The sequence below is a fragment of the Mucisphaera sp. genome, assembly GCF_965279675.1.
Taxonomy (GTDB): domain Bacteria; phylum Planctomycetota; class Phycisphaerae; order Phycisphaerales; family Phycisphaeraceae; genus Mucisphaera.
On sequence record NZ_CBDIIJ010000002.1, the window covers coordinates 1271235 to 1284388 of the forward strand.

Below are 13154 nucleotides of genomic sequence, written 5' to 3' on the forward strand. Positions count from 1 at the left end.
GGACGGCTGTTAAGCCGCCGCCGCCTTCGCTGTCACCTGCAGTTCCTCATCAACAACATCCACACTCACCCGCGAGCCCTCCGCCACCTCGCCAGCGATCATCTTCCGAGCCACCAGCGTCTCCAGCTCGCGCTGTATTGTGCGCTTCAGGGGACGAGCGCCGTACACCGGATCAAACCCCTTCTCGGCCAGGTGCTTCTTCGCCGCATCACTCAGCGTCAGCGTGATCCGCTTGTCCGACAAACGCTCGTTCACGTCCGCCACCAGCAACTCCACGATCGAACCCAGCTGCCCAAGCGTCAGCGGCGCAAACAGCACCGTCTCATCGATCCGGTTCAACAGCTCCGGCCGGAAGTGCGCTCGCACCTCCTGCATCACGTGCTGCCGTGCCTGTGTCGACACCTCTCCGCCACCCATCACCGCATCGTCGAGCAGATGCGACGACCCAAGATTCGACGTCATGATCACCACGGTGTTCTTGAAGCTCACCGTCCGCCCATGACCATCCGTGATCCGGCCATCGTCCAATAGCTGCAGCAGGATCGATAGCGCTTCCGGATGCGCCTTCTCCACTTCATCGAACAGCACCACCGAGTAAGGCCGCCTGCGCACCGCCTCGGTCAGCTGCCCGCCCTCCTCAAACCCGACATACCCGGGCGGTGCACCAATCATCCGCGACACCGCGTGCTTCTCCATGTACTCCGACATGTCGATGCGCACCATGTTGTCTTCGCTGTCGAACAGCGCCTCCGCCAGCGCACGTGCCAGCTCCGTCTTACCCACACCCGTCGGCCCGAGGAATAGAAACGAACCGATCGGCCGACGCGGGTCCGCAATCCCCGCCCGCGACCGGAGGATCGCATCACTCACCAGCGACACCGCCTCCTCCTGACCAATCACCCGCTCGTGCAGCACCTCATCCAGCCGCAGCAGCTTCTCTCGCTCTCCTTCGAGCAGCCGTGCTACCGGAATCCCCGTCCACCGTGCGACGATGCCCGTGATCTCATCCTCTGTCACACGCTCTCGCAGCAGCCGCTGCCCCTCATCCGCCCGCACCTCAGCGTCTGCCGCCTCCTCGGCACGCTCGCGCTCCGCAAGCTGCTTCTCCAGCGCGGGCAGCCGTCCATACTTCAGCTCCGCCGCCTGCTCCAGGTTGTACGCCCGCTCCGCCTCCTCCATCTCACGCTTCACCTGATCGATCTGCTCGCGCAGCTGCTGCGTCGTCCCGATCGAGGCCTTCTCCGATTCCCACTGCGCCCGCATCGCATCCGCGCGGCTCCGTGCATCGGCCAACTCAGCACGCAAGTCCTCCAGCCGCCGCACACTGGCCCGGTCTTTCTCCGCCTGCAGCGCCTTCTCCTCGATCTCCAGCTGCATCACTCGCCGCACAGCAGCGTCCAGCTCAGCCGGCATCGAGTCCATCTCCGTCCGAATGAGCGCGCACGCCTCGTCCACCAGATCGATCGCCTTGTCGGGCAGGAACCGATCCGCGATGTACCGCTGCGACAACCGTGCCGCCGCCACCAGCGCGCCATCCTGAATCTGCACGCCGTGATGTACCTCGAATCGCTCCCGCAGGCCACGCAGGATCGAGACCGTGTCCTCCACCGTCGGCTGGTCCACCAGCACCGTCTGGAAACGCCGCTCCAGCGCCGCATCCTTCTCGATGTGCTGCCGATACTCGTCCAGCGTCGTTGCCCCGATGCAGTGCAACTCACCCCTTGCCAGCATCGGCTTGAGCATGTTGCCCGCATCCATCGCCCCCTCGGTCTTGCCCGCACCGACAATCGTGTGCAGCTCATCAATAAACAGCAGGATCCGACCCTCCGCCGCCTTCACCTCGCCAAGGACGGCCTTCAGTCGCTCCTCAAACTCACCCCGGAACTTAGCGCCCGCGATCAGCGAGCCCAGGTCCAGCGCGAATACCGACTTGTCCTTCAGGCCCTCCGGCACATCGCCGCGAACAATCCGCTGCGCCAACCCCTCCACAATCGCCGTCTTGCCCACGCCCGGCTCACCGATCAGCACCGGGTTGTTCTTGGTCTTGCGCGAGAGAATCCGAATCGTCCGCCGGATCTCCTCGTCCCGACCGATCACCGGGTCCAGCTTGCCCGCCCTCGCTTCTGCCACCAGCTCACGCCCGTACTTCTCGAGCGCCTCATAGGTCGACTCCGGCCGATCGCTCGTCACCTTCTGATGACCCCGCACCCGTGCCAGCGTCGCACGAAACACATCCTCATCCAGGTTGTGCTCGCCAAGAATCCGCGCCGCCGCCGAAGCCTTCACCGGCTCCTTGAACATCGCCAGCACCAGGTGCTCGACCGACAGGTAGTCATCCCCCATCTCCCGTGCTGCTTCCTGCGCAGCCGCCAGCATCGCCGCCAGCCGCTGCGACCCACCCACCTGCTGCGCCCCGCTACCCGACACCGAGGGACGACGCTCCAGCTCCGCCTCCAGCGCCGCCGCCACCTGCTTGCCCGACGAACCGACACGCTCCAGCAGCCGCGGGATCAGGCCCTCCGGCTGCGTCGCCAACGCCAGCAGCACGTGCTCGGGATCCACCTGCTGGTGTCCCCGCTTGCCCGTATCCACCTGCGCCTGCTGCATCGCCTGCCGGGTCATTTCGGTCGTCTTACTTAAATCCATGGCTCAACCTTTCCGCGTGACCAATCGGACACACCATGCCTCCCGCTGCATACGGCGCGCCAAAAATCACCGGTTTATAAGAACAATAAATACATGTAGATAGGTCTCATGATCGACGCCACAGACTGCCATAAAGGCAGCCCGGCGCTCGCAGGCACCACGAATCCGTAAAAACAGCAGACGCTGAAACCCTTCGCTGCCCACCTCGCCCAGCAACGCGACGAATCAATCCCCCCGAGCCAGCGAACGCAGCCGCTCGTAGGCGTCCCGCTCCTCGTCGCTGAGCTCCTTCGGCACGTCCACCATCACCCGCACGTACAGGTGCCCCGCTTCACCCTTCGCATTCGGCAGCCCCTTGCCCTTCACCCGCAACCGCTGACCCGACGACGTCCCCGCAGGGATCCCGATCTCCAGCGAACCGTCCAGCGTCTTCACGCCCACCTTCGCACCCAACGCAGCCTGCCAGGGCGACACCCGCACCGTCGTCGTCAAGTCGCGCCCCGACAGTTCAAAATCTGGGTGCCTCGCCACCTTCACCTTCAGGATCAGGTTGTCCGCCTTCAGCCGGATCTTGTTCCCATCCGCCGTCCCCGCCGGAATCTTCAACGCCAACGTCTTCTTCCCGCTAGGCCCATCCAGCGTCAGCGACCGCGTTGATCCCGCATACGCCTCATACAAACCGATCTCCAGCTCGTGCTCCTGAGCCCGTGGCGCCTGCCCACGAGACTGGCCAACCCCTCCCTGACCGAACAGGTCCTCGAACCCTCCACCGCCCCGAGCCCCCCGAGATCCGCCCGCTTGCTGCTGAAAAAACGCCTCGAAGAAATCGTGAAACCCCCCCTGAAACTGCCCCGACCCCGCGCGCCGTCCACGACCAAACCCCTCAAACCCGGGCGGCGGCTCAAACGCCTGCCCCTGCTTCCAGTTCTGGCCCAACGCGTCATATTTCTTCCGCTTCGCCGGATCCTTCAGGACCTCGTAAGCCTCCGAGATCTTCGAGAACTTCTCCGACGCACCAGGCTCCTTGTTCACGTCCGGGTGATACTTCCGCGCCAGCGCACGATAGGCCTTCTGGATCTCTTCCCCACTGGCCGTCCGCGACACCCCCAGCTGCTTGTAGTAATCCTCAAACTTCAGCGACATGCGCAACCCTAAACAAAACTCATGCCATCCTCCCCAACCCCACGGCTGACCTTCTAAAGCGAACTTCAATCATAACTCGCCGCCACCGCTGCAAGAATCTGATCCTGCACCCGCTTCAGCCGACTGTTGGTAACCGGCCGCCGAAACTCGTTGAACAGCAGGCTGAACACCACCACCCGCTCACCACCACGAACCTCGGGCAGCAACAGGTAGCCCGACAAGCCCGATACCCCGTTCAGATAGCCGCTCTTGGCCAGCACCCGTGCCCCCTCCAGACTTGCCATCCGATCGTCCAGCGTCCCCGACTCCCCACCCACCGCCAGACTCTCCAGATACAGATCACGCACCGCTTCATCCTCATACACCGACGACAACAGCTCCACCAGCAGCCGCGCCGTCACCCGGTTGTCCCGGCTCAGGCCCGACCCATCGGCAATCTGAAACGCCGCCGCCCGCGGCCCCAATCGCTCGCGCAAAGCCAAACGTACCGCCGCCGCCCCGTTCTCCCACGAGCCCGGCTGCCCTGTCGTCTGCCAGCCCACCGCCTTGAACAATCCTTCGGATGACAGATTGTCCGAATCCCGGTTCGCCTGCTCCATCACAATGCCCAATGCCGTCTCCACCCGATGTAGCGCCGTGTAATCCTCAGGCCGAAACATCCCGTCCGCCCGCTCAACCGGCCCGACAGCCACACCGGTTGCCTCGATCGCCTGCTTCACGTGCTCGCCGAGATAAAGACCCGGATCGCGCACCGCCACGCGGACCCCGCTCGACCGCCGATGCCGCACCGTCCCCCGAAACACCAGTTGATCGTCCGTCATCGACCGACTCACCCAGAATGAATCATTCCGCCCCGTCGTCGCCCGGTTTGTCGTCTCCATGAAACCGGCAGGGGGGAACAGTCGAACCGAAGGCGACGCCCCCGCCATATCCGCCGGCTGAGGGATCACCTCGATGCAGTTGCCATAGAAGTTCAGCCCGCCCACGCCCGCACACCAGTGATTACTCAACTGATCCGCCGGCCAACTCGGATGGGTAAACACCCGATCAAACACCCGATCGTCCACGATCACCCCACGCCAATCCCCGGCATGAGCGCTCCGCACCGCCGACACCCACTTGTCCAGCAGCTGATCCACCTCAATCCCGTGCGCCGCCAGAACATCCGGCGACCCGAACGTCGGATCCCCGTTCCCGATCACCCACAACGCGGGCGGCCCCCCCTCAAGAGGCAACATCCGCAGCTCCGTGAAAAACGAAAACCCCGGGCCCAGCACATCCGCCGCCACCGCCGTGGTCACGAGCTTCATGTTGCTCGCCGGAATCATCAGCTCATCTGCATCCAGCGCCACCAGCGTCTGATGATCACGCAGGTCGTAAATCAGAATCGAAACCTCAGTTCCCCCAAGATTCGCCGCACTCAGCAGCTCCTGGACCCGACCCTCCAGAGAGGCCCGCGCCGGCAAGCTACCCAAGCACAGAATCAAGACAGCCAATACCCGGATCAGCAACCGACACCTACCCTTCATGAACCCAGCGTAACCCCCCAAAGCCAACCCTGCACAAGACCTATAAAAACCTACCAGTAGGATCCACGCTCCAGCCCCTTCAAATCCAGCGACAAACCCCACGGCCCGCGATGTTTCACCAGCACGTGCAGCCCAACCCCGTCCGCCACGTACGTGCCTTCCGCCGCAAACCAGTAGTCATATGTCCGGCTGCCACCCACCGCTTCGGCCAGCGTCACCTCCAGCCGATGCGCAAGCACCTCGCCAACCGGCAGAGCCAGCACCTCCGTCCCCGCCTCCCGAACCACTACTTCCAACGGCTCAGCAGGCGTCAGCCGCGTATCCATCTGGGGCGGAATCGCCTCCAGCCGAATCTCCTCGCCCGATCCAAAAGGAAAACTCCGCAGCACCAGCGTCAGCGAATCGAAAAACACCGTCTCGTCGTCATCGATCCGCTCCGAGTCCTGCCGCAGACCCTCACCCGGAAAATATGACGACTGCAAAAACCTCATCCGACGACCATCCACCACGTACTGCTTGAACGTCGCCCCGCAATCCTCCTGCGACGACATCTCCAGCTTCACCGGCTCCAGCGACCGCGTGTCCACATAGGCCATCGTCGAGAAGTGATACAGGTAGTTAGGCGTCGGTACATCGTCACGCCGGTGATGCTTAAACACCTCGCGTCCCTCCGACCCTCCCGCCTTGGTCGTCGTCGCCGAGCTATACCGCTCCTTGTTCGTGAAGATCCGCGCTGTATACGATCGCGGCTGACCATAGATCGCCCGCGAAGCCTCATACTTCGCGATCTCCGCGAGCCCGTCATACCAGACCGCGTCCACACGCCAGCCCGTCGAAAGCTCGTCCAGGTCCGCCCGCGTCGGCGACCACAGAACCAGCGACAACACAACCGCCACAAACGCCGCCAACGTCAACACACGTGAAGCCATCGGTATCACTCCTGATGCCAGAACTCATCCCGCGAGTCGCAGCCCGCGGGTCCCACCCGACAGTTCATCGTAGAGCCCCAGATAAGCCCGGTGCATCCGCTCCCGATCAAACTTCGCCGCCACCCGCTCACGCCCCGCCGCCCCAAAGCGCGCCCGCATCCCCTCATCACCCAGCAACCGGCTGATCCCTTCCGCCAGCCCCTCCGCATGACCCCGCCCGGACAACCAACCGGTCTCGCCCTGCTCCACCACCTCCGGGTTTCCCCCCACCGCCGTCGCCACCACAGGCAGCCCCGCCGCCATCGCCTCTAGAAGCGTCAGCGAGATCCCCTCCGAAACCGACGTCAGCAGGAACACATCCGCCGCCAACAACAGATCAGCCACATCCGATCGCACCCCAGCCAGGCAGACAGCGCCCTCCAGCCCATGCTCCGCGACCGCCAGCTCAATCGACGCCCGCTCATCGCCATCCCCCACCAGCAGCAGCACCGCATCCGGATGCCGCTGCCTCACCCCCGCCATCGCCCGGATGGCCGTCAGATGATCTTTGACCGGATGAAAACGCGCCACCTGCACAATCAGCGGGGCTTCCCGATCAATCCCCAGCGATGCCTCCAGCGACCGCCGCACATCCGCACGACCCCGCTCCGGCTTTGCGAAACCCGCTACATCAATCCCGTTGTGAACCACCGTCACCCGCGACCCTGCCAGCCCCTCGTTCTTCACCAGCGCCCTACGCACAAACTCGCCCACTGCGGTCACCCGATCGTCCGCCCCAAGCAGCAACCGATTCGCCACCACCCGCTTTAGCTTGCGCCGGTCCGGGTAATGCCGCCCATGCTCGGTAAATAGAATCCGCGGCCCACGCCCCAGCACCCCGACCCTGGCAGCCGAGGCGTAAAAGAAAGGCGTGTACTGATGCGTGTGCACCACCGCAGGCTGCAGCCGCCGATAAACCCGCGCCATCTGCTGAACCACACCGAAGTCCAGCCCCGGCCGCCGATCCAGACAGATCACCTCAAACCCCTCCGCCCGCAGCTCCTCCCCGAGCGGGCCCACCTCATCCAGACAAACCAGCACCACCCGGTACCGCTCCGCCGCCCGATGAGCCAGATCCGCCACCAGCAACTCTGCCCCGGCCCGATAGAGCCGATGCACCACATGAACCAGGATCGGCCGAGTATCCGACACGTGCGCACTCCATCCGCCAACCCGCACCTCCACCACTATCGGCCCAATGGTCAAAACCGCCTTCAGAGCCCCTGAAGCCGTCCCCCAGCGTTATATAATTAGAAAAATTAATAAGAACACCACTCGTCCATAAAGCTCCTTAATGCTAACATGGACCGACTATGCAGAGCCTGCGCCTATTCCACGACGTGGCCCGTTGCCACAGCTTCTCAAGAGCCGCCGAGCTCCACGGACTCACCCAGTCCGCGGTCAGCCAGCGCATCGGCCAGCTCGAAAAACGCCTCGGCACCACCCTCCTCGACCGCTCCGTCCGACCCCTCGGACTCACCGCAGCAGGCGAGATCTATCTCACCGGCGTCGAAGACGTCCTCGCCCGCTACGACGCCCTCGAACGACGCATCGCCCAGCTCCACGACGAAGACAAGGCCTCCTTACGCATCGGAGCCATCTACTCCTCGGGCATCGACTGGCTCGGCCGCCTCCGCGAAAACTACCTCGCCGAGCACCCCAAAGCCGCCGTCCACATCACCTACGACCGCCCCGACGAGATCGCACGCCGAGTCCTCGATCACCAACTCGACTTCGGCATCGTCGCCTACCCCGAAACCTGGAAACGCACCACCGCCATCCCACTCCGCCGCGAGCCCATGGCCGTCGTCGCCTCGCCAGCGCACCCCCTCGCCAACCGCACCAGCCTGACCCCGGCCGATCTCTCCAACGTCCCCCTCCTCGCCTTCGACAACCGGCTCCCCGTCGCCCGCAAGATCCGCGCCCACCTCCGCGAGCACGGCGCCCACGTCGTCATCGAGCAGACCTTCGACAACCTCGACACCCTCCGCTCCGCCGTCACACGATCAACCGACATCGCCATCCTCCCCGCCCCCGCCGTCACCCGCGAGGCCGACGCCGGACTCCTCCGCGTCATCCCCCTCACCCCCGTCCTCACCCGTCCGGTCGGCATCATCCATCGACAATCAACCCGACCCGGCACCGGACTCTCACCCGCCGCCAGAACCTTCGCCGACTACCTGCGTCAGCACGCCGAAAGCCCACAGGCCCAACCCGTGCTCGGAGCCCAGCAACCATGACCGCCTGCCAACCCAACCACAACCTCAGGCCCGGACCCACCGGCCTCTATCACCCCGATTACGAGCACGATGCCTGTGGCGTCGGCTTCATCGCCAACATCAAGGGTCGCAAGTCCCACAGCATCGTCGACGACGCCCTCACCATGCTCACCCGCATGGACCACCGGGGTGCCTGCGGCTGCGAGACCAACACAGGCGACGGCGCCGGCATCATGACCGCGCTGCCCGTTCACCTCTTCCGCGCCGCCTCCGGCCTCGACCTGCCCGACACCCTCTTCGCCGCCGGCAACGTCTTCCTCCCCCAGGACGCCGAGGCCCGCGACGCCTGTAAAAAAGCCTTCGAAGCCATCCTCGATGAACGCCAACTCAAGCTCATCGGCTGGCGCGATCTCCCCACCGACCCCGAAGCCGCCGACATCGGTCCCTCCGCCCGTGCCACCGAACCCGCCTGCGAACAGGTCTTCGTTGCCCCCGCCGACGACCACGACGAGCACCGCTTCGAACAGGAACTCTTCCTCGCCCGCAAAAAAGCCGCCGCCACCATCCGCGGCGCAAGGGCCGTCAAGCAGGCCGAGATGTTCTATGTCTGCTCCCTCTCTAGCCGCATCATCGTCTACAAGGGCCAGCTCACCGCGCCACAGGTCCCGCTCTATTACCCCGACCTCCGCGACCAACGCTACGTCTCCCACCTCGCGATGGTCCACTCACGCTTCTCCACCAACACCTTCCCCTCCTGGGACCGAGCCCAGCCCTGCCGCTGGATGAGCCACAACGGCGAGATCAACACCCTCCGAGGCAACGCCAACTGGCTCCGCGCTCGCGCCGGAGCCATGAGCGCCGACAACGGCTCCGTCGTCCAGGACCTCCTCGATCAGGCCATCCCCCTCATCGACGAAGACCTCTCCGACTCCGGTACCTTCGACACCGCGCTCGAACTCCTCCTCATGGCCGGCCGCTCCCTCCCCGAAGCCATGATGATGATGATCCCCGAGGCATGGGAAAACCACGAGTCCATGCCCATCCAGAAGCGCGCCTTCTACGAGTTCCACGCCAACCTCATGGAACCCTGGGACGGCCCCGCCTCCATCTCCTTCACCGACGGCCGCTACATCGGCGCCGTCCTCGACCGCAACGGCCTCCGACCCTCCCGCTACTACATCACCAACGACGACCGCGTCATCATGGCGTCCGAAGTCGGCGTGGTGGACCTTGGCGAAGACGAAGTCCGCTCCAAGGGCCGACTCGAACCCGGCCGCATGTTCCTCGTCGACTTCGATCGTGGACAGATCATCGACGACGCCGAACTCAAAAGCCAGATCGCCGCCAAACGACCCTACGGCCGCTGGCTTCAGAACCAGCAGATCGACATCTCCGACCTCCCCGTCCCCCCCGAGGACCAACGCCAACGCGTGCCTCACGACCAGCTCATCCCCACGCTTCGCGCCTTCGGCTACACCACCGAACACCTCAGCATGATCCTCGGACCCATGGTCCAGAAAGCCGCCGAACCCATCGGCTCCATGGGCAACGACGCCGCCCTCGCCGTCCTCTCCGACAAGCCCCGACTCATCTACGACTACTTCAAGCAGCTCTTCGCCCAGGTCACCAACCCGCCCATCGACCCGATCCGCGAAGAGATCATCATGTCGCTCGACGGCTTCATCGGCCCCGAAGGCAACCTCCTCGACACCAACGAGCGCCAGGCCCACCGCCTCCACCTCGCCCAGCCCATCCTCCGTAACAGCCAGATGGCCGCCATCAAGGACCTCAACTACCGCGGCTGGTCCTCCCGAATCGTCGACATCACCTACGACGCCAACGCCGGCCGCGACGGCATGGTCGAAGCCCTCGACCGCGTCTGCGCAGAAGCCAGCCAGGCCGTCGCCGACGAGATCCCCCTCCTCGTCCTCTCCGACCGCGCCGCCGGCCCCGGCCGCATCCCCCTCAGCGCCCTGCTCGCCACCGGCGCCGTCCACCAGCACCTGGTCAGGCACAAGGAGCGCACCCGCATCGGCCTCATCGTCGAGTCCGCCGAACCCCGCGAAGTCCACCACTTCTGCGTGCTCATCGGCTACGGCGCCGACGCCATCAACCCCTACCTCGCCATCGCCGCCCTCCGCTGGATGAACCGCCAGGGCCTGCTCGACCTCGACGCCGGTATCGACGACCTCGTCGCCCAGTACATCAAAGCCGCCGGCAAGGGCATCCTCAAAGTCATGTCCAAGATGGGCATCTCCACCCTCGCCAGCTACAAGGGCGCGCAGATCTTCGAGTGCCTCGGCCTCCGCGACGAAGTCATCGACCGCTGCTTCACCGGCACCGCCAGCCGACTCCAGGGAGCCGGTTTCGACATCCTCGCCGAAGAAGCCGCCCGTCGACACAAGCTCGGCTTCCCCAACACAGAAGACCCCTCAACCTCCGAAGAACTCCCCAACCCGGGCGACTACCACTGGCGTCCCCAAGGCGAGCGCCACGCCCTCCCGCCCTCGTCCATTATGGACATCCAGCGGGCAGCCCGCGACAACAGCCGCGAGGCCTACGAGAACTTCGCCCGAACCGCCAACGACGACGCACGCAGCCGCTGCACCCTCCGCGGACTCATCAAGGTCCGTGACTTCCCCGACCGCGCTATCCCCATCGAGGAGATCGAGCCCGCCGCCGAAATCGTCAAACGCTTCCGCACCGGAGCCATGTCCCTCGGCGCGCTCTCCAAAGAAGCCCACGAAACCCTCGCCGTCGCCATGAACCGCATCGGCGGGATGTCCAACTCAGGCGAAGGCGGCGAAGACCCCGCACGCTTCAACATCCTCAACAACGGCGACTCCAAACGATCCGCCATCAAGCAGATCGCCTCCGGCCGCTTCGGCGTCACCAGCTACTACCTCACCAACGCCGACACCCTCCAGATCAAAATCGCCCAGGGCGCTAAGCCAGGCGAAGGCGGGCAACTCCCCGGCTTCAAGGTCAACGACTACATCGCCAAGATCCGATACTCCACCCCAGGCGTCGGACTCATCTCCCCGCCACCCCACCACGATATCTACTCCATCGAAGACCTCGCCCAACTCATCTTCGACCTCAAAAACGCCAACCCCGCCGCTGATGTCTCCGTCAAGCTCGTCGCCGAAGTCGGCGTCGGCACCGTCGCAGCCGGCGTCGCCAAGGCCCACGCCGACCACATCCTCGTCTCCGGAGCAGATGGCGGAACCGGTGCCTCACCCCTCACCTCGATCAAACACGCAGGACTGCCCTGGGAACTTGGCGTCGCCGAAACCCATCAGACCCTCGTCCTCAACGACCTCCGCTCCAGAGTCCGACTCGAAACCGATGGCGGCATGAAAACCGGACGCGACATCATCATCGCCGCCTGCCTCGGCGCCGAAGAGTATGGCTTCAGCACCACGCCCCTCATCGCCGTCGGCTGCATCATGATGCGCAAGTGCCACCTCAACACCTGCCCCGTCGGCGTCTGCACCCAGGACCCGCTCCTACGCAAGAAATTCTCCGGCCAACCCGAACACGTCATCAACTACCTCTTCCTCGTCGCCGAAGAAGCTCGACGCTACATGGCCGCCGCCGGTGTACGCACCTTCGACGAACTCATCGGCCGCACCGACCTCCTCGACGCCCACGACGCCATCGCCCACTGGAAGGCCGATGGCATCAACCTCAAACCCATCCTCCAGCCCGCCACGCCCCCGGCCCACCGCCAGAATGTCGGCGTCCGCAAGCTCATGCAGCAGGACCACGCCCTCGAGCAGGTCCTCGACCAATCTCTCATCAAACAGGCACAGCCCGCCCTCACCAACCGCGAGCCGGTCGAGTTCCACATGCCCATCCGCAACACCGACCGCGCGACCGGCACCATGCTCAGCCACGAAGTCTCCAAAGCCCATGGCGAACCCGGCCTCCCCGAAGACACCATCCGCATCCACTTCCGCGGACACGCCGGACAATCCTTCGGAGCGTTCCTCGCCACAGGCATCACCCTCCGACTCGAAGGCGACGCCAACGACTACGTCGGCAAAGGCCTCTCAGGCGGCAAGGTCATCGTCACCCCACCACCCACCGCACGCTTCGAACCCGAAACCAACATCATCGCCGGCAATGTCTGCCTCTACGGCGCAACAGGCGGCCACGCCTTCCTCCGAGGCATCGTCGCCGAACGCTTCGCCGTCCGTAACTCCGGAGCCCACGCCGTGGTCGAAGGCGTCGGCGATCACGGCTGCGAATACATGACCGACGGCCGCGTCGTCATCCTCGGTCGCACCGGCCGCAACTTCGCCGCCGGCATGTCAGGCGGCATCGCCTACGTCTGGGACCGCGACGGCGACTTCCTCCAGCACTGCAACCTCGGCATGGTCGAACTCGAAAAACTCGAGGAACCCGAAGACATCGCCGAGGTCAAACACCTGGTCAACCAGCACCTCGAGCACACCGGCTCCACCGTCGCCGCCCGTGTCCTCGCCGACTTCGACAAACTCCGTCCCCAGTTCATCAAAGTCATGCCCATCGACTACCGCAAAGTCCTCATCGCCCGCAAGGCCGAGGAACGCGACCGACAAAGAGCCTCAGAACTCGGCTAAACCACAAACGCACACATCAGCAAGAGCTTCAGGAAGAAACCA

Annotated in this window: 7 protein-coding genes; 2 read left to right on the forward strand and 5 right to left on the reverse strand. The window is 64.6% G+C overall.

All coding sequences use genetic code 11. From position 1 onward, the window contains the following. Window positions 1–9: 9 nt before the first annotated feature. The 5 genes from clpB to ACQZAB_RS05605 all read right to left on the reverse strand — a co-directional run bounded on the left by clpB (window position 10) and on the right by ACQZAB_RS05605 (window position 7438). Window positions 10–2646, reverse strand: coding sequence for an ATP-dependent chaperone ClpB (gene clpB, locus ACQZAB_RS05585; RefSeq protein ID WP_428387843.1), 2637 nt, complete (start codon window positions 2644–2646; stop codon window positions 10–12). A 225-nt stretch (window positions 2647–2871) separates the two neighbouring features. Continuing rightward, window positions 2872–3789: a DnaJ C-terminal domain-containing protein gene (locus ACQZAB_RS05590; RefSeq protein WP_428387845.1), complete on the reverse strand. Its 918-nt coding sequence runs from the start codon at window positions 3787–3789 to the stop codon at window positions 2872–2874. A gap of 65 nt (window positions 3790–3854) precedes the next feature. After that, window positions 3855–5264 (reverse strand): D-alanyl-D-alanine carboxypeptidase/D-alanyl-D-alanine endopeptidase, encoded by a 1410-nt coding sequence (dacB, locus tag ACQZAB_RS05595; protein ID WP_428387847.1) that lies wholly within the window; start codon window positions 5262–5264, stop codon window positions 3855–3857. 104 nt (window positions 5265–5368) lie between these two features. Continuing rightward, window positions 5369–6247: a hypothetical protein gene (locus ACQZAB_RS05600; RefSeq protein ID WP_428387849.1), complete on the reverse strand. Its 879-nt coding sequence runs from the start codon at window positions 6245–6247 to the stop codon at window positions 5369–5371. A gap of 24 nt (window positions 6248–6271) precedes the next feature. Next, window positions 6272–7438, reverse strand: coding sequence for a glycosyltransferase (locus ACQZAB_RS05605; RefSeq protein ID WP_428387850.1), 1167 nt, complete (start codon window positions 7436–7438; stop codon window positions 6272–6274). 161 nt (window positions 7439–7599) lie between these two features. On the opposite strand from ACQZAB_RS05605, the gene ACQZAB_RS05610 reads away from it, so the two are divergent. Both ACQZAB_RS05610 and gltB read left to right on the forward strand, forming a co-directional pair. Then, window positions 7600–8526 (forward strand): LysR family transcriptional regulator, encoded by a 927-nt coding sequence (locus ACQZAB_RS05610; protein ID WP_428387852.1) that lies wholly within the window; start codon window positions 7600–7602, stop codon window positions 8524–8526. Beyond that, on the forward strand, window positions 8523–13112 hold the full coding sequence (gltB, locus tag ACQZAB_RS05615) for a glutamate synthase large subunit (protein WP_428387853.1): 4590 nt from the start codon (window positions 8523–8525) through the stop codon (window positions 13110–13112). The genes ACQZAB_RS05610 and gltB overlap by 4 nt, the downstream gene beginning before the upstream one ends. Window positions 13113–13154 lie beyond the last annotated feature (42 nt).

Coding starts and splice junctions, on each gene's coding strand:
- ACQZAB_RS05590 (WP_428387845.1), bottom strand. CDS start 3,789: ATGTCGCTGAAGTTTGAGGATTACTACAAGCAGCTGGGGGTGTCGCGG.
- ACQZAB_RS05610 (WP_428387852.1), top strand. CDS start 7,600: ATGCAGAGCCTGCGCCTATTCCACGACGTGGCCCGTTGCCACAGCTTC.
- gltB (WP_428387853.1), top strand. CDS start 8,523: ATGACCGCCTGCCAACCCAACCACAACCTCAGGCCCGGACCCACCGGC.
- clpB (WP_428387843.1), bottom strand. CDS start 2,646: ATGGATTTAAGTAAGACGACCGAAATGACCCGGCAGGCGATGCAGCAG.
- ACQZAB_RS05600 (WP_428387849.1), bottom strand. CDS start 6,247: ATGGCTTCACGTGTGTTGACGTTGGCGGCGTTTGTGGCGGTTGTGTTG.